The following is a 17,835-nucleotide window of genomic DNA, read 5'->3' on the forward strand; positions in this document are numbered from 1 at the left end:
TAAGCAGGACGCTATCAACACCGCCAACAGCTATACTGACACCACCACCGCAACGGCTAAAAACGAAGCGATTGCGACGGCAAATAGTTATACTGATGTCGCAAAAGCAGATGCAATCAGCACTTCTTATGCTTACACCAACACAACTTCAGACAAAAATCGCGCAGATGGTAAAGCGTATGTCGATAATTCGCTCACCCAAGCAAATAATTATACCGATAACAAGTTCTCCCAACTTGATGGCCGAGTAAATAGCTTAGATAACAAAATTGATGATAACGATAAACAAGCAAAAGCAGGTATTGCTGGCGCAATGGCGATGACTGCAATTCCACAAAAATTTGGCTATGATTTCAACTTCGGTATGGGTGCAGCCACATTTGGTGGTGAACAATCCATGGCTGCCGGTGCATATTATAATGTTGGTAAGAATGCCACTCTTTCTGCGAAGGCCTCTCTTGATACCCAACACAATACTGGTGTTGCGGTTGGTATGAGTTTTGGTTTCTAATCAATCGTGTTTAACTATTTAGGTTACTAATCCTGGTAGAAATTGACACTCTTCAGCCTGATAATGCCCGATGAAACTCATCGGGCATTTTGCATTCAAAAATCGCTATGGGTTGTAGATTTGCCACCAAGTCTCTAACCATCCTTTTTGCCTGTAAAACTGTAGCCAATATTACTCGACCACTACAGCTACTGAAACAGAAGTGGAGCAGAGAAAGATGTGATGCAGTATCTGAGCGGATATTACAACCGTTTTAGGCCACATCAAAACAACGGTGGGTTAACGCCACCGAGATGGAAAGACAGAAACCTCTGACTGTATCTAAATTAAGTAGACCACTTCAAACAAGTCCCCCCTATCCCCACAGGGCCGGGGGCAACCCGCTCCGCGCAAAACCAGGCGAATTACTCCTGCTGAGCTTTCTTCGCCAGACCATCCAGCAGTTTTTGATGAATACCGCCAAACCCGCCGTTGCTCATTACCAGGATATGATCGCCGGGCTGTGCGGTTTTCACTACCATATCCGCCAGCGCATCCACATCACCACTCCAGTGAGCTGGCTGGACGCAGGCTTCAGCGACTTCCGCTACCTGCCACGGAATATGCGGGGGTTGCAGCAGGAACACTTCGTCTGCACGGCCTAATGATGGTGCGAGATCGTCTTTGCACAGGCCCATTTTCATGGTGTTAGAGCGAGGTTCCAGCACCGCGATGATGCGCGCCGTGCCACCTACTTTACCGCGCAGTGCGGCAAGCGTTGCCAGAATAGCCGTCGGGTGATGGGCGAAATCGTCATACACCGTCACGCCATTGGCTTCGCCGCGCAGCTCAAGACGACGACGGGCGTTGATGAACGAACCCAATGCATTGGCCGCATCCGCAGGCACAACGCCAACATGACGCGCGGCTGCAATCGCCATCAGGCCGTTGTGCATGTTGTGTTCGCCGACCAGGCCCCACTTCACTTCGCCAACTTTTTCACCGTCCAGCCACACTTCCCACTCGGAAGCATCGGTGGTCAGCTTTTTCGCCTGCCAATGACCCTGCTCGCCCACCAGCTCCTGTTCGCTCCAGCAGCCCATCGCCATCGTCTGTTTCAGATTGATGTCGTTTTCCGGGTAGATGATGCGTCCCTGACCCGGCACGATGCGCACCAGGTGATGGAACTGCTTCTGAATCGCTTTCAGATCGTCAAAGATGTCCGCGTGATCGAACTCAAGGTTGTTGAGGATCAGGGTACGCGGGCAGTAATGCACAAATTTGGAACGCTTATCGAAGAAGGCGCAGTCGTACTCATCCGCTTCAATCACGAAAAAGTTGCTTTCACCCAGACGCGCGGAAACCTCAAAGTTACCCGGCACGCCGCCGATCACGAAACCCGGTTTATAACCGCAGACTTCGAGGATCCAGGTTGCCATTCCAGCCGTAGTCGTTTTGCCGTGCGTCCCCGCCACCGCCAGTACCCAGCGGTCGCGCAACACAAAGTCATGCAGCCATTGCGGGCCAGACATGTATGGAATGTTCTTCTCCAGCACCGCTTCCACGCAGGGATTACCACGGGTCATCGCATTACCGATGATCACCAGGTCCGGCTGTGGGTCGAGCTGGCTGGCATCGTAACCCTGAATAAGTTCAATGCCTTGCTTCTCAAGTAAGGTGCTCATCGGCGGATACACATTGGCGTCCGAACCCGTTACTTCATGACCGAGCGAGCGTGCCAGCATCGCCAGACCGCCCATGAAAGTGCCACAAATTCCCAAAATATGAATGCGCATACGTCACTATCCTTTTTTAATCTGGGGGCCATTTTACGCACATGTCTGGCAACTGAGAAACGCATTTCAGGATATTCCGTAGTTTGCTGGCGCGATTCACCTGAGCGCGATAGCTGAAATATTTGTTAATATTGTTGCGGTCGCTTTACTCCACATAAATTGCAGGGAAAGTGTTATGAAAACGTTAGGTGAATTTATTGTCGAAAAGCAGCACGAGTTTTCTCATGCTACCGGTGAACTCACTGCTTTGTTGTCGGCAATAAAGCTGGGCGCCAAGATCATCCACCGCGATATCAACAAGGCCGGTCTGGTCGATATCCTGGGTGCCAGCGGTGCTGAGAACGTGCAGGGAGAGGTTCAGCAAAAACTCGATCTGTTCGCGAACGAAAAACTGAAAGCAGCACTGAAGGCGCGCGACATTGTGGCGGGCATTGCCTCAGAAGAAGAAGATGAAATCGTCGTCTTTGAAGGCTGTGAACACGCTAAATACGTTGTGCTAATGGATCCGCTGGATGGCTCATCCAACATCGATGTTAACGTCTCTGTCGGTACGATTTTCTCTATTTACCGTCGCGTAACCCCAGTCGGCACACCGGTCACGGAAGAGGATTTCCTGCAGCCGGGCAACAAGCAGGTTGCTGCGGGCTACGTTGTTTATGGTTCTTCCACCATGCTGGTGTACACCACCGGCTGTGGCGTGCACGCCTTCACCTACGATCCTTCTCTGGGCGTATTCTGCCTCAGCCAGGAACGTATGCGCTTCCCGACGAAAGGCAGCACGTACTCCATTAACGAAGGCAACTACATTAAATTCCCGAACGGTGTGAAGAAGTACATTAAATTCTGCCAGGAAGAAGATAAGTCAACCCAGCGCCCGTACACCTCGCGCTACATTGGCTCTCTGGTTGCGGACTTCCATCGCAATCTGCTGAAAGGCGGGATCTACCTGTACCCAAGCACCGCCAGCCACCCGCAAGGGAAACTGCGCCTGCTGTACGAATGCAACCCAATGGCCCTGCTGGCCGAGCAAGCAGGCGGCAAAGCCAGCGACGGTAAAAATCGTATTCTGGATATCATCCCGGAAAGCCTGCACCAGCGCCGCTCCTTCTTCGTCGGTAACGACCATATGGTCGACGATGTAGAACGCTTTATCCGCGAGTTCCCGGACGCGTAAGTATCATTCATCGCACGGACGTAGGCCGGATAAAGGCGTTTACGCCGCCATTCGGCCTACAAAATCCATCGTTCGGTTAGGCTGTCTGTAGCTTAAATACGGCCATGGCTTCGATTAGCGCTGAAGACTGCTCTTCCAACGAGCGGGTAGCTGCCGAAGACTGCTGTACCAACGCCGCATTCTGCTGCGCCGTTTCATCCATCTGACTCACCGCAATATTCACCTGCTCAATCCCACGGCTCTGCTCCTGAGACGCGCTGGCAATTTCACGCATCAGCTTGGTCATACGCATAACCTCGGTCGCGATTTCATCCATGGTTTCACCCGCCTGTTGCGCCAATTCACTTCCCTCACCCACATGCGTATGGGAATCACTGATCAATGTACGGATCTCTTTTGCCGCCTCGGCGCTACGGCTGGCAAGATTGCGTACTTCCCCTGCTACCACCGCAAAACCACGACCTTGCTCACCCGCGCGCGCCGCTTCAACGGAGGCATTGAGTGCCAGGATATTGGTCTGGAAAGCAATACCGTCGATCACACTGAGGATATCGGCAATTCGGCTAGAGCTGCCGGAAATATCGCGCATCTTTTCAATCACATAGCACACCATCTCACTGCCCCGGTCGGCGGTATCCGATACCGATTTTGCCATCTGATGCGCCTGCTCTGCGTTCTGCGCATTCTGTTTCACGGTCGCGGTGAGTTCTTCCATACTGGCAGCGGTCTGTTCCAGCGACGTGGCGGTGGATTCTGTACGTTGCGCCAGATGTTGGTTACCTGCGCTCAATTCGCGGCTGCCAACATCAATTTGCGAGCTGGCTTCACGCACACGCTGCACAGAATCACCCAACGCATGGCGCATTTCATCCATTGCCGCGTTAAGGCGGTTAAATTCAGCGCTGGCCGATAACGCGCTAACAGGCGACAAATCGCCTGTCGCCAGACGTTCCAGCTGTTCAATAATGTTATCCAGCGGTTTAAGAAACTTATTTCGCAGCATAAACCAAATGACCGCCAGCAACGCAATGGCAGCCAACATAGCAGCGCTCATAATACCGTGATAAACCAAAGAGTTAATAACGCGAGTGGCGGCATAAAGCCCCATGCCGCCGGTCAGCAACAGAAGAAACGTCAGCAGAGACAATAACACCAACAAACTTGATCGAATTGAAAGGGATTTTGGCATCGTTATATTTCCGGTTGTAGGGATAAAACAGACCTGTACAGAACCTATCGACTACAACCGGAAAAAGTTTAGGTATTTAAATGTTTTCTGGAAAATCATGATGTTACTTTGGCACTTCAGCCGTGCTCACGCGGGTGACCGGCGAGCTCTGACGATTTTCCCAAAGCACCGTGAGACCACGTTGTAAGGCAATAAAAATAAACAATAAAATGCCAATCGCGATCTTCGTCCACCAGGAACTTAATGTGCCATCAAAATTAATATAGGTCTGAATCAGCCCCTGAATGGCAACACCAAATAAGGTACCTAAAACCGTACCAACCCCACCGCTCAGCAACGTACCGCCAATCACCACCGAGGCGATAGCATCCAGTTCTACCCCGACACCTGCCAGCGCATAACCGGCCTGGGTATAAATGGAAAAGACAATGCCGGCAAGCGTCGCAAGCCCGGTGGACAGCATATAGATACGGATGGTGGTGCTGCGGGTTGAGATGCCCATCAGGTTAGCCGAAGTGGCGTTGCCGCCAATGGCGTAAACCTGATTACCAAAGCGCGTACGGTGCGCCAGGAATATACCGATGATGACGACCGCCAGCATCAGCAAACCCATCGCGCTCAGGCGACCGCCGCCGGGTATCTTCCATGCCAGACTGGAAAGAGCATCATACACAGGATGGTTGATCGGAATGGATTCTTCGGAAACCAGATAGCTAACACCGCGCAGGAAGAACATTCCCGCCAGGGTAATGATAAATGCCGGGATCTTCAGCGCATCAATCAGTAACCCCATAAACGCGCCAAACGCGCAGCCCATCAGCAAAACCAAAGGGAACGCCAGCAGCGGGGAAATGCCCCAGTAGCCGATGGCTTTCGCCAGAAATACGCCGGTAAACGCGATCACCGAACCAACGGAAAGGTCGATCCCGCCAGAGAGAATGACGAAAGTCATGCCGACGGCGATAATCCCTAAAAAAGCGTTATCGGTCAGGATATTGCAAATCACCCGGGTGGAAGCAAAAGCGGGAAATTGCGTCAGGCAGTAGAGGTAGCCCAAAATAAAGACCCCGAGGGTGATCATCAGCGGTAAATTACGTTTTATCACGACCGCGCACTCCTTTTATCAGGCTGATAAAGCGTTGTGACTGCACGACCAGCACGCACAACACCACGATGGCTTTGACCACCTGATTCAGTTCCGGCTGGAAGCCCGACAGTAAAATCCCGGTGTTCATCCCCTGAATGATCAACGCGCCAATTACCGATAGCAGCAGGTTAAAGCGCCCGCCCATCAGCGAGCCACCGCCAATAACTACCGCCAGGATGGCATCCAGCTCCAGCCACAATCCGGCGTTATTGGCGTCTGCCCCGCGGATATCCGCCGTGACGATAATGCCAGCGATAGCCGCGCACAGGCCGCTCAGCACATAGGTAAGCATCACAATGATGCGGGTGTTGACCCCGGCATTTTTCGCCGCACGAATGTTGATACCTACCGCTTCAATAAACATGCCCAGCGCCGTTTTTCGGGTCAGCAACCAGAACACCACCAGCGTGAGCAGTGCAATAATTACCGGCGTGGGGAACAGTAACAGCGAGCCGCTGCCAAACCACGACAGATCAGGTGAGTTGAAGGTGACGATCTGCCCGGAGGTGATCAACTGCGCAACGCCGCGCCCGGCCACCATCAGGATCAGCGTCGCGACAAACGGTTGGATCTTGAGGATCGCCACCAGAATCCCGTTCCACAATCCCGCCAGAAGGCCGGAGCCTAAGGCAGCAAGCAGCACCACGGGTAAGCTGTACCCGGCAACCGTCATCGCAGCGGTTGTCGCCCCGGCAATGGCCATCACCGCCCCAACGGAAAGATCGATGCCGCCAGTGGCAATCACCAGCGTCATACCAATCGCCAGCAGCGCCACGGGCGCGGCGCGGTTGAGAATATCAATCGGGCTGCCGAACAGCCGACCATCTTGCAAAATGACCTGATAAAAGTGCGGCGCGACCAGGCTATCCACCAGCAGCACCAACAGCAGCGCCACCAGTTGCGGCATTCCCTTTGGCCAGCGAAACCGCCGCTCAGGCGGATTGGATTGAGGGAGAGATTGAGGCATCACCATAGTCTCCTTAGGCCGCAATAGCGTTCATGATCGCCGGTACGGACAATTCAGCCAGTGGGATCTCGGCCACCTGTTTGCGATCGCGCATAATAATGACCCGATCGGCATAGCCCACTAACTCTTCCAGTTCGGATGAAATCACCAGCAGCGCCAGACCATCCGCGCACAGCGTTTCGATCAGGCGGATAATCTCGGCATGCGCACCAACGTCGATCCCACGCGTGGGTTCATCGAGGATCAGGAACTGCGGTTTGGTCAGCAACCAGCGCGAGAGCAAGACTTTTTGCTGATTGCCGCCGGAGAGAAATTCGATCGACTGCTCAGCGTTGGGGGTGCGAATACCGAGCTGACGAATAAAACGCTCGGCGATCTCGTTTTGTTCTTTCCGCGGGATGGGCCGCAGCCAGCCGCGCTGCGCCTGCAGGGCCAGAATGATATTTTCCCGTACCGAAGCCGCGGCGATGATGCCATCCGTTTTGCGATCCTCCGGGCAGAAGCCGATCCCCAGACACGAAGCTTGATGCGGCGATCGCAAGGTCTGCGATTTACCTTTGATCAGCGCACTGCCGCTGTCCGCAGGTTTAATACCGAAGATCACTTCCGCCGTTTCTGTTCGTCCCGATCCCAGCAGCCCCGCCAGCCCAACGATCTCGCCGGGACGCACCTGTAGATCGAACGGCGCGATGGTACCTTTTTTGCCAAAATCCCTGAACGCCGCCACTGGCTTATCGCTCAGCAACGTGCGGCCTGCACGCTGTAGCGCATGGGTATCCAGTTCGCGGCCCAGCATCATTTTGACCAGTTCGATTTGCGGTAATTCCCGGGTTTCACGGCAGCCAACGAAGCCGCCGTTCCGCAGGACGGTAATGCGATCGCTGACCTGATAAACCTGATCGAGGAAGTGGGTGACGAAGATCAGACTGACGCCGCGATCGCGCAGATGTCGCATCAGACCGAACAGCATTTCAACTTCCTGGGTGTCGAGGCTGGCGGTGGGCTCATCAAGGATCAGCACCTTCGCGGAGAGATCGATCGCCCGACAGATGGCAACTATCTGCTGCATCGCCACCGAAAAGCGGTTCAGCGGCTCGCGCACGTCGAGCGAAAAACCGTATGACGCCATCAGCTCCGTCGCGCGTTTTTCCATTTGCTTGCGCTGAAGCAGGCCAAAGCGCCGCGGTTCACGACCAATAAATAAATTATCGGCAACCGACATATTGGGCAGCAGGTTCACTTCCTGGTACACGGTGCCAATCCCCAGTTGTTGGGCATGGGCGGTGTTTTTGGGGGTGATCGGTTGGCCTTCGAGCCAGATAGTGCCGCGATCGGCATGGTAAACGCCGGTCAGCGCTTTGATGAGCGTCGATTTGCCGGCTCCGTTTTCTCCCAGCAGCGCCATAATCTCGCCACGACGCAAGCTGAAATCCACATTATCCAGCGCCTTAACGCCGGGAAAGAATTTGCTTAATCCTTCGGTGCGGAGGATTTCCTGATGTTGTTCGGTGGTCATGGTTCCCCCTGCCTCACGCCGGATGGCGCTACGCTTATCCGGCCTACAAAAGAGCGTAATGTAGGCCGGGCAAGCGCGGCGCCCCCGGCATTTTCATGAAGGCCTAGTAGCCCATGTTTTTCTTCTTCTCTAACTCTTCTTTCGCCGTATCCGGCAGATAGAGGATCGACTTGGTAATGGTCAGCTTCTCAGGCATCGTGCCGTCTTTTTTGAATTTCTCCAGCGCGTCGAATGCCGGCCCGGCCATATTTGGCGTCAGCTCGACGCTGGCATTGGCTTCGCCATCAATCATCGCTTTATAGATATCCGGTACGCCATCGATTGAACCGGTCAGAATATCTTTGCCCGGCTTCAGACCCGCTTCTTTAATCGCCTGGATAGCCCCGATCACCATGTCATCGTTGTGAGCGTAAACCATGCAGATGTTCTTGCCGTTATTTTCAGCTTTGATAAAGCTCTCCATGACTTCTTTGCCTTTACTACGGGTGAAGTCCCCGGATTGAGAGCGAATAATTTTGATGTTTGGCGCGCTGGCGATGGCTTCGGCAAAACCTTTTTTACGGTCAATCGCCACGCTGGCACCGACGGTCCCTTGCAGCTCAACCACGTTACACGGTTTGCCGTTCACCTCTTTAATCAGCCAGTCGCCGATTAATTTACCTTCCAGCACGTTATTGGCGGTAACGGTGGTCATATAGAGAGATTTGTCTTTTACATCGATGGAACGATCGAGCAAAAAGACCGGAATGTTGGCATCTTTTGCTTCTTTTAACACCGGCTCCCAACCCGTTGCCACGACCGGCGCAATGAAGATGGCATCCACGCCCTGCGCGACAAATGAGCGTACGGCTTTAATCTGGTTTTCCTGTTTTTGCTGGCCGTCAGCGATTTTCAGCGTAATACCACGCTTTTCGGCCTCGCTTTTCGCCACATTGGTTTCCGCCGCGCGCCAGCCGGATTCAGAGCCAACCTGCGAAAATCCTACGGTTAAAGGGGCTGCCAATGCCATAGACGACATGGCTGTCGAAACTGCTGTGACTAAAAGTAAGCGCTTCCACATAAGTGCGTCCTCGTAGGGGGATTATTGTTGGTTAATAAACAGTCGCGAAAAAACTATAGACAATTGAGCATGTAACGAATTGCGTTACATCACACTTCAAAAAAGTAAATAAAACGTTAATCACAACTTTGTAATCGCTTTCATATCACTATGAAAAATGCGGCTGAAGATATGGATTTTTCTGTCACTAAAGAGAAGAAAAAAGAAGAAAATGTGCGCCGCGAAAGCGAAAACAAGCGGAGACATTCGGCGCGAGTTGGCTATAATACCCGCCACTTGTTTGCCATAGCTTATTTAAAGGAAACAGACATGAGCTTACTCAACGTCCCTGCCGGTAAAGATCTGCCGGAAGATATCTACGTTGTTATCGAGATCCCTGCAAACGCAGATCCGATCAAATACGAAGTTGACAAAGAGAGCGGCGCCCTGTTCGTTGACCGCTTCATGTCCACCGCGATGTTCTATCCGTGCAACTACGGTTACATCAACCACACCCTGTCTCTGGATGGTGATCCGGTAGACGTTCTGGTCCCGACTCCGTACCCGCTGGAGCCAGGTTCAGTTATCCGCTGCCGTCCGGTTGGCGTACTGAAAATGACCGACGAATCCGGTGAAGATGCGAAACTGGTTGCCGTACCGCACACCAAACTGAGCAAAGAATACGATCACATCAAAGATGTGAACGACCTGCCGGACCTGCTGAAAGCGCAGATCACTCACTTCTTCGAGCACTATAAAGACCTCGAAGCGGGCAAATGGGTGAAAGTTGACGGTTGGGACAACGCTGAAGCGGCTAAAGCTGAAATCGTTGCTTCCTTCGAGCGCGCGAAGAAATAATTTCGCCTGCGCTGAAAACCCTGAACACCAGCCTCTGGTTAGTAAGGGTTTTTTTATGCCTGTACTTTCCCTCCCTTTATTCTCCCGGTAGCCCGCTGGTTTCTTTTTGACCTACCAGATTGGGTAGTCACATTTCATTCATCTTATTTGCGAATGAGATTAGATCTCATTATCATTCGCAACACGTAAATAAATGTGAATAAAAGTCAATGAACCTCCACACTGTGAAGTCCCTGAAACACTATTCCGGCGTAGCACTCGTCACGGCGCTGTTATTTACCAGCCTGCCCAGCACGGCAGAGACGCTGCCTGAAAAAGATTTTCTGACCCACGATGTCGGTAACGGCGTGTATGAACTGGCGGTTGACAGTCAGCAGAACGCGCTCTTTGCCGCCTCGTCTCCGTCATTTGATAAAGACAAAACCAGCGGGCTTATCTACAAACTCGATCTGGAAAAACTCACAACCACCGAAGTCATCAAGACCAGCCGCCGTGCCTTCGCCACCGCGCTGGATGAAGAGAACCAGGTACTGTATGTCGGTAATACACTGGAAGGTTCAGTCACCTTAATCGATACCCGCAGCGGTAAAGAGTTGGCGATACTGCAACTGAGCGAAGCCAGCAACCCGAAAGACATTGTCCATACCCGTGAAATGGTGCTCGATAAACAGCATCACCGCCTGTATGTCTCCGGCGTGGCTGAAAAAGGCATTGTCTGGGTCGTGGATACGCAAAAACGTGAAAAAATTGCCACCCTTGAAAACATGGGTCAGTACCCAACCGGTATGGCCGTCGATGCTGATAAAGATCGCTTGTATGTCGTGAATGGCCGAAATGAACTGATTACGCTGGATACCACCAGCCAAAAAATTATTAACCGTTTTACCATTGAATCTGACAAAAAACATTTCTTCCTGAACATTGCGCTTGATGCAAAAAATAATCGTGCGTTTCTGACCGATCCTGATCTGGCTGATGTTCTGGTTGTCGACATTAATAATGGAAAAGTTATCGCACCAATTAAAGTCATTAATTCTTTAGCTGTGCTATATAACGAAAAACGCCAGGAAGTTTATATCACCCACCGTAATGCAAAGCGCATCAGCATTGTGGACAGCAAGACTTATCAGGTAAAACAAAGCATTGAAACCAATGCGTTACCTAACAGCCTGGCGCTTTCGGCAGATGCTAGCACTCTGTTCGTCAGTGTAAAGCAGTCGGAAAAGATGATTGGCATAAAACCCGACTACGTGCTGAAAGTCGATCTGTCTAAATATTAATAATTAAAAATGCTTCTTACACCTTGCAGCTTTTCCGGGTTGCAAGGTGATGCTTTTATTTTTTTACTTTTCAGGTGTCTTATATTATGAAAACGCGTCAACTTATTACGCTGACAGGGATCGTTGCATTCTCAGGCGGTGTTATTTTTCCCGCGCAGGCCGAAGAATTAACGGAAACCTCACGCAATAGTGAAGATGAAATGGTGGTCACCGCATCCGGGTTCTCGCAGCAAAAGCGCGAAGCGCCGGCCACCATTTCAGTTATCGATCGTAAAACGCTGGATATTCAGCCGGACCGTAGCATTGGCGAAGCGATTAAAAACCTTCCCGGTGTCTCGGTCACCAACAGCAGCGGCATGAACGCGGGCAGCATTATGATCCGCGGTATGGACCCGTCCTATACCGCTTTTATGGTTAACAGCGTCAAACAGAATACCGGTGAGTCGCGCCCCTACGGCCATGATATTGGTACCGAAGCCAACTTCTTACCGCCTATGGAGGCCATTGAGCGTATCGAGGTTATTCGCGGGCCAATGTCCTCGCTGTACGGTTCAGACGCTATCGGTGGCGTCGTCAACGTCATCACCAAAAAACCGTACGGCGCGAAAGACTGGACGACGGCGATTGCGGCGAATACCTGGCTTCAGGAACACCAGTATTTGGGTAATACCAGCCAGATGAACCTGTTTACCATGGGGCCGATTGTGCCCGATGTGCTGGGCCTTAGCGTGGCGGCCGACTGGCTCGACCGCCGCGATGACGATCGCAATAACTATTTCGGCAAACACAACCGTAAATCCGTTGATATGACGCTGGGCCTGGCCGCCAGCGAAAATAACCTGTTCGACCTCAACGTGGTCACCGGTGAACAGGAGAAAAACCGGACTCAGAAACGCGGTGCCCCGTGGTCATGGCTGTTCGATCGTAATGCCGCCACCCTGACGCATACCGGCTGGTACGCAGACGATACCATCGCGACAACCAACTACATTAATTACGAGAAAGGCCGTTCGAAGTACGTCTATAACGGGCAGGCTCCGCAGTATGTACAGATGGAAAACTATGTCGCTAATTCGCAAACCACGTTTACACTCGACAACCATAAACTGACCATCGGGGCGAATTTTACCCGCGAAGAGTTAAATGACCGCTTTGATGTGGCTAACAAAACGCTGCCCGGCTCAGAGCCGGTAACCAAAATCAGCCGCAACGGCTGGGCGCTGTTTGCTGAAGATGGCTGGAGTATTGACGATTTCATCCTGACCACCTCGGCGCGTATGGATCAGGACGATAACTTTGGTACGCATATTACGCCAAAAATGTACGGCAACTGGGCCTTCAGCGATGCCTGGGCGCTAAAGGGTGGTATTTCGGCAGGATATAAAAAGCCGGAGCTACGCGCGACCTCCAGCAACTTCGTCACCCCTTACGGCTCAACCGTGCCTTATCCATTCCTGACGGTAGGTAATGACGACCTGAAACCAGAGAAAAGCGTTAACTCTGAGCTGGGTCTCTACTGGACGGGCGATGCGCTGGCTCTGGATAGCACGGTCTTCTATACCCAGTTCAAAGACAAAATCGCTGAACAAACCATTTGTGAAACCACGGCGACAAACCAGTGCTCGGTGAATGGCTACAAAGCAGATTCCGTCAGTAAATACTTTAACGTCAGTGAGGCAGACGTATACGGCATTGAGCTGAATGCCGACTGGCAAATTAGCGCCGACCTCAAAGCCAACGCTAACTACACCTGGAACCACAGCGAGCAGAAAAGCGGCGTCAACAAAGGCTACGCGCTGAACGACTACCCGCGTCATATGGCGAATCTGTCGCTGACCTGGGCAGCGACACAGAGTCTCGACGTGTGGAGTACAGTGAACTATCGCAGCAGTAACCGCAACAGCGGCAATAATTACAAATACGATGACTACACAATGGTTGATGTGGGCGTACGTTATCAGCTCAATAAGCACACGCAGTTGATGGCAGGTATCTACAACGTGTTGGATGAAGATCCGAAGCTGACTACCGCGTGGAATGAATCTGCTCAGGTGGAAGGCCGTCGCTATAACCTCGGCGCGCGCGTAGAGTTTTAAATCTTGAAGGTAAAACTGGATGGCGGATTCGCATGTGAACTCCGCGCTGAAATGCCTTCTTTTCATAGGGCCATCTGAGCAGATGGCCCTATTCAGGGTGCCCTTACAATTATGCGGGATACTGATAAATACTATTATCAGCTCCAGTTTTCATTAAAGTTAAGGCTATCTGGTTTTCTATGACTCAATTGCAATTCTGACTGGGGAGATAGAAGAAAAGTCGATACGGTAATCTTCAGACTGCTTGCTTGTTCTTCGAGTGCCGAGGCTGATGCTGCAGAGTCCTGCACTAGTGTAGCATTCTGGTGTGTAACGACATCCATTTCCGATACAGCCAATGCCACCTGTTCTATACCGCGGCTTTGTTCATCAGACGCATAAGCGATTTCACCTATGATGTCTGTTACTTTCGTAACGGACATCACAATATCAGTCATAGTCTGTCCTGCATTGACCACTAACACGGCGCCATTGTCTATACGGGAGACTGAATCTTCAATTAGGGATTTAATCTCTCTCGCTGCGTTAGAACTACGACTGGCAAGAGTACGTACTTCGCCAGCAACCACCGCAAAACCGCGCCCCTGCTCTCCAGCACGAGCGGCCTCAACGGCAGCATTCAGCGCAAGGATGTTAGTCTGAAACGCTATACTATCGATCACACTAATAATATCAGCTATTTTATTCGAACTTTCAGTTATATCGTTCATAGTTTTCACTACTCTATCCACAGCAAGTCCACCACGCTGAGCGATTTCGGAAGCACTCTCCGCCAGGAATGACGCCTTGCGGGCATTATCAGCATTCTGCTTTACTGTAGCGCTAAGTTCTTCAATCGTAGCGGCTGTTTCATCTAATGCTGAAGCTTGCTGTTCTGTTCGGGAAGACAGATCTTTATTTCCTCTGGCAATTTCACTGGTACTTGTATAAACAGCATCAGAACTGTTACGTACATTGGAAACAGTATCAATAAGTGCGTGTTGCATATGAACTACGCTGCCAGCAAGGCCTGCAATCTCATTGCACCCTGAAATGGTTAGAGTTTTAGTCAGATCACCACTGGCGATATCGTGGATATGGACAATGATGCGGTTGAGTGGATTAAGTAGGGCATGGCGAATACAGTACCATAATGTCAGTAAAACGATAATCAGTACCAAGATCAGAGCGCTCATTTGCCACTTGGCGAAATCAAAGTCATTCTGGCTCTCAGCAAATGCCGATTGGAATAAATTACTACTGGTTTTTTCGTACTCTGTGATCACTGAACCAAGGGCATTTTGCATCCCCTGCGTAGGATGTTCAAAATAGGCATCTAAGTTACCAACTTCAAGGAACTGGAGTAAATCTGTCAGACCAGTAAAGTAAGCATTGTATTTATCGTCAACATTCTGGTTTAAATTATACATCGTTTGTTGTTGGGTAATACTCTTAAATGCCGAATAGTGTTTAGCTGCCATTGCTAAAGTAGCATATGAATCGTTAAGGAGATCCTTTTTTGCAGCGCTTTGCTGATTATTAGGATCCATCAACATACGAGCTGCCGAACGGCTCAAATTTATGCGTGTTTGCAGCATTAGCTCCCAAGTAGAATTGAGTTCACTTTGCTGTAGACGCATATCATGTGTAGTGCTGAATATACTCTGGTTTTTTTTTAGCGATGAGAAAAATAGTCCGCCAGAAGTAACCTGCAGAAAAGCGAAAATGGCCAATACCAGCATAAGCATTGTAACGACACGAATATGGTTAAACATAGAACACCTTCTATATATTTCCATTCAATTAGCACCTATTTGTCATTGTTATTAATGGCAAATGTGAATATCACTTCAGTTTTCCATTCGATAATAACGTCAATTGCCATTGATAATTGAATATCCATGACTTACATCCGTTTTATATCATTATCTAAGACCTTAACACTGCCTTATAAAATAAAAATGCTAGCAGTGTTTTTATATTTCATACTTAAACCTTCTTGGTTCTTATAAAAAATCGATATCACTACAATATATAAATATGACTACAGTATAAAAAATATATATCTACATTTTTTCGTGTATATAATTAACTATCGGCATTCAATTTTTTTTCATAAGATATTTTTGCAGTGGAATAGTGCATTTTTCTACTTGAATAGAAGTGATATCATCGATTCATAGGCAAAAGCAGGTGGTATTTTGACCAGGTATAGCTGACGAAATTTTGACCCAGCGTTTCGCCTCGAAGCCACTCCGCTTGTACTCGATCAACATTACACTGCGGCCGATGCAGACACGGCAATGAATATCGGTAAATCCGCAATGGATAAGTGGGGTCGATAGAGTGAACAGGCCCCCCTGTAGCGCCAACGATGACGCACGAGCTGACTGAAATTCGCGAACTGAAGATTAATACACAACACATTGAAATAGAAGAGATTTATTTAATGAAATCACCAGAATAAATATGCCAGACTTCCTGAATAATTCTCATTAGTTGAGAAACGAAGGGAGCGGATCTGATATTTTATACTTGTGCTTTTCTTAATTTTTGTACAATGGTGATTTCCAGTATTTATCAAGTTAAGCACAACATTACGGCGCCATAGTTATGTTCTGACCTGAGTCAACACTCTCCAGAGGTATTCATCTATCACCTCTCCTTCATCTTGATAATTAATAGGCAAATCCTATTAATTCTCTTCTCACTTCCACCGAAGGTATAAGTAACAAATAATTTTACTAACAGGTCATTTATGTTTTTTTTAAGAAGATTCACATCATCTTCCATTTCTATGATTAGCTTAGCAGTTTTTATTTGCATAACGATAGTTCAGGTAGTTTTAAATGTTACATCAAATAATGCAGCATATCATGCCTCAATAAAAGCCAGCGAGCTATACGAGAAAAGTAATCTTATTGACGAAGTCACAATTTCACTATACAAATCAAGAGCATATAGCGAGGCCGCGTTTAGCTATATAAATGTTGATAATAAAAAAAGAGCGAGTGAACGGTTAGCTCTGTCAAAACAGATATTAACATCTGGCCAAAAAAGCTGGGTTGCTCTAAAAAACAAATTTGACTTGGGCGGTGATCTAATAAAATCGCACGATGACAGCTTCAATATCCTCAATGAATACATTGAGATTCTTTCTAATAACAACATTGATGCCGCCAATAAAATATCAGTTAGTAGCGTATTGGAAAGATTTGAACGAAACGTGAAATCAACCAGTGATTTTGATAAGGCATATCTTATTAATTTACATGATGAAAACTCATCCCGAAAAAACAGTCAAAATAAAACATCTTTCTTTATGGTTGTGATTACTTTGTTTGTGACTATCTTCTTATTTGTCACATTAAACAAAGTGTTAAATATTCCAATAAAAAAAATAATCACTTATTTAACAAACATAGCAAATGGGGAAATAAACCAAAAAATAGAGGTATACGGGTGCAAAGAAGTTGAATTACTGGGTGAAAAAGTAAAGGTAATGCAAGAGTCTTTACAAGCAATAGTATGTTCAATTAAACATAGTTCTTTTGAGATAGATAATAATGCGTCAAATATTTCACAAAAAAACATAGAATTATCATCCAGAACTGAAGAACAGACCAGTGCCTTGCAGGAAACTGCTGTCATGATGGCCCAGATAAAAGATACGGTTGGACATAATTCTGAGAATGCACACAATGCCGCTGACCTTGTACAACAGGCTGATACTCTCGTAAATAAAGGTTCAAAAGCCATGTCTGAAGTTTCATCCAACATGGTTCTGGTTACAGAAAATGCGAGAAAGATGGAAGATATAACCAAATTAATTCAAGGTATTTCTAACCAGACTAACATTCTTGCGCTGAATGCTGCCGTTGAAGCAGCTCGTGCAGGAGAACAAGGTAAAGGATTTGCTGTTGTTGCGATGGAAGTCAGAAATTTAGCGTCCCACAGTCGTGAAGCAGCAAAAGAGATACAAAACCTAATAAATGGTTCCGTAACCAATATCACTCACGGTGCTAAACTGGTTTCAGGAACTGAAGCAATGATGGCTAGCATCGCAATATCTGTCAGACAAGTTAAAGACATTATGAGTGATATATCGATTGCATCAGATGAGCAAAGTACTTGTATTAACCAAGTAGCGGTCGCAATAAATCAACTGGATTCCGTAACTCTAGGAAATGCTTCAATGGTTGAGGAATTCTCTAGTAATACACATACTCTTAGCCAACAAATAGAGGGGTTAAATCTTCTTGTTAGCAAATTCCATATTGAAGTGTCTGGTCACCCCCAATAAA

The 17,835-nt window shown here is 48.9% G+C and carries 13 protein-coding genes; 6 read left to right on the top strand and 7 right to left on the bottom strand.

What is annotated here, in order from left to right; all coding sequences use genetic code 11:
• Window positions 1–511, top strand: a 511-nt coding sequence (locus tag FDX19_RS25185; protein ID WP_170974404.1) for a YadA C-terminal domain-containing protein, incomplete at its 5' end; no start/stop codon positions are given.
• Between the two features lie 404 nt (window positions 512–915).
• Here the strand turns inward: FDX19_RS25185 and mpl are convergent.
• A complete protein-coding gene (gene mpl, locus FDX19_RS19225) occupies window positions 916–2,286 on the bottom strand; it encodes a UDP-N-acetylmuramate:L-alanyl-gamma-D-glutamyl-meso-diaminopimelate ligase (RefSeq protein WP_137383960.1) in 1,371 nt (456 codons plus the stop codon).
• A 175-nt stretch (window positions 2,287–2,461) separates the two neighbouring features.
• On the opposite strand from mpl, the gene fbp reads away from it, so the two are divergent.
• Window positions 2,462–3,460 (top strand): class 1 fructose-bisphosphatase, encoded by a 999-nt coding sequence (fbp, locus tag FDX19_RS19230; protein WP_137383961.1) that lies wholly within the window; start codon window positions 2,462–2,464, stop codon window positions 3,458–3,460.
• Window positions 3,461–3,536: 76 nt separating this feature from the next.
• Here fbp and FDX19_RS19235 read toward each other — a convergent pair whose 3' ends face one another.
• The 5 genes from FDX19_RS19235 to ytfQ all read right to left on the bottom strand — a co-directional run bounded on the left by FDX19_RS19235 (window position 3,537) and on the right by ytfQ (window position 9,339).
• Window positions 3,537–4,649, bottom strand: a complete 1,113-nt coding sequence (locus FDX19_RS19235; RefSeq protein ID WP_137383962.1) for a methyl-accepting chemotaxis protein — start codon at window positions 4,647–4,649, stop codon at window positions 3,537–3,539.
• Window positions 4,650–4,752: 103 nt separating this feature from the next.
• On the bottom strand, window positions 4,753–5,754 hold the full coding sequence (yjfF, locus tag FDX19_RS19240; protein WP_137383963.1) for a galactofuranose ABC transporter, permease protein YjfF: 1,002 nt from the start codon (window positions 5,752–5,754) through the stop codon (window positions 4,753–4,755).
• Window positions 5,741–6,763: a galactofuranose ABC transporter, ATP-binding protein YtfT gene (gene ytfT, locus FDX19_RS19245; RefSeq protein WP_137383964.1), complete on the bottom strand. Its 1,023-nt coding sequence runs from the start codon at window positions 6,761–6,763 to the stop codon at window positions 5,741–5,743. The genes yjfF and ytfT overlap by 14 nt, the downstream gene beginning before the upstream one ends.
• A gap of 13 nt (window positions 6,764–6,776) precedes the next feature.
• Window positions 6,777–8,279 (bottom strand): galactofuranose ABC transporter, ATP-binding protein YtfR, encoded by a 1,503-nt coding sequence (gene ytfR / locus FDX19_RS19250; RefSeq protein ID WP_137383965.1) that lies wholly within the window; start codon window positions 8,277–8,279, stop codon window positions 6,777–6,779.
• A gap of 103 nt (window positions 8,280–8,382) precedes the next feature.
• Window positions 8,383–9,339 carry a galactofuranose ABC transporter substrate-binding protein YtfQ gene (gene ytfQ, locus FDX19_RS19255; protein WP_048212856.1) on the bottom strand — a complete coding sequence of 319 codons (957 nt, stop codon included), beginning with the start codon at window positions 9,337–9,339 and terminating at the stop codon, window positions 8,383–8,385.
• Between the two features lie 309 nt (window positions 9,340–9,648).
• On the opposite strand from ytfQ, the gene ppa reads away from it, so the two are divergent.
• The 3 genes from ppa to FDX19_RS19270 all read left to right on the top strand — a co-directional run bounded on the left by ppa (window position 9,649) and on the right by FDX19_RS19270 (window position 13,552).
• Window positions 9,649–10,176: an inorganic diphosphatase gene (gene ppa / locus FDX19_RS19260; protein WP_005134479.1), complete on the top strand. Its 528-nt coding sequence runs from the start codon at window positions 9,649–9,651 to the stop codon at window positions 10,174–10,176.
• A gap of 209 nt (window positions 10,177–10,385) precedes the next feature.
• The gene (locus tag FDX19_RS19265; RefSeq protein ID WP_137383966.1) at window positions 10,386–11,456 is read left to right on the top strand and encodes a YncE family protein; all 1,071 of its coding nucleotides are present in this window, start codon (window positions 10,386–10,388) and stop codon (window positions 11,454–11,456) included.
• 86 nt (window positions 11,457–11,542) lie between these two features.
• A complete protein-coding gene (locus tag FDX19_RS19270) occupies window positions 11,543–13,552 on the top strand; it encodes a TonB-dependent receptor (RefSeq protein WP_137383967.1) in 2,010 nt (669 codons plus the stop codon).
• Between the two features lie 137 nt (window positions 13,553–13,689).
• Here the strand turns inward: FDX19_RS19270 and FDX19_RS19275 are convergent, their stop codons facing one another.
• Window positions 13,690–15,306, bottom strand: coding sequence for a methyl-accepting chemotaxis protein (locus FDX19_RS19275; RefSeq protein WP_137383968.1), 1,617 nt, complete (start codon window positions 15,304–15,306; stop codon window positions 13,690–13,692).
• 983 nt (window positions 15,307–16,289) lie between these two features.
• On the opposite strand from FDX19_RS19275, the gene FDX19_RS19280 reads away from it, so the two are divergent.
• Window positions 16,290–17,834: a methyl-accepting chemotaxis protein gene (locus tag FDX19_RS19280; RefSeq protein ID WP_137383969.1), complete on the top strand. Its 1,545-nt coding sequence runs from the start codon at window positions 16,290–16,292 to the stop codon at window positions 17,832–17,834.
• Window position 17,835: the final 1 nt, after the last annotated feature.

It is taken from the genome of Citrobacter sp. wls619 (assembly GCF_005281345.1).
Taxonomy (GTDB): Bacteria; Pseudomonadota; Gammaproteobacteria; order Enterobacterales; family Enterobacteriaceae; genus Citrobacter.

Coding starts and splice junctions, on each gene's coding strand:
- mpl (WP_137383960.1), bottom strand. CDS start 2,286: ATGCGCATTCATATTTTGGGAATTTGTGGCACTTTCATGGGCGGTCTG.
- fbp (WP_137383961.1), top strand. CDS start 2,462: ATGAAAACGTTAGGTGAATTTATTGTCGAAAAGCAGCACGAGTTTTCT.
- FDX19_RS19235 (WP_137383962.1), bottom strand. CDS start 4,649: ATGCCAAAATCCCTTTCAATTCGATCAAGTTTGTTGGTGTTATTGTCT.
- FDX19_RS19265 (WP_137383966.1), top strand. CDS start 10,386: ATGAACCTCCACACTGTGAAGTCCCTGAAACACTATTCCGGCGTAGCA.
- ytfR (WP_137383965.1), bottom strand. CDS start 8,279: ATGACCACCGAACAACATCAGGAAATCCTCCGCACCGAAGGATTAAGC.
- FDX19_RS19275 (WP_137383968.1), bottom strand. CDS start 15,306: ATGTTTAACCATATTCGTGTCGTTACAATGCTTATGCTGGTATTGGCC.
- FDX19_RS19280 (WP_137383969.1), top strand. CDS start 16,290: ATGTTTTTTTTAAGAAGATTCACATCATCTTCCATTTCTATGATTAGC.
- ppa (WP_005134479.1), top strand. CDS start 9,649: ATGAGCTTACTCAACGTCCCTGCCGGTAAAGATCTGCCGGAAGATATC.
- ytfQ (WP_048212856.1), bottom strand. CDS start 9,339: ATGTGGAAGCGCTTACTTTTAGTCACAGCAGTTTCGACAGCCATGTCG.
- FDX19_RS19270 (WP_137383967.1), top strand. CDS start 11,543: ATGAAAACGCGTCAACTTATTACGCTGACAGGGATCGTTGCATTCTCA.
- ytfT (WP_137383964.1), bottom strand. CDS start 6,763: ATGCCTCAATCTCTCCCTCAATCCAATCCGCCTGAGCGGCGGTTTCGC.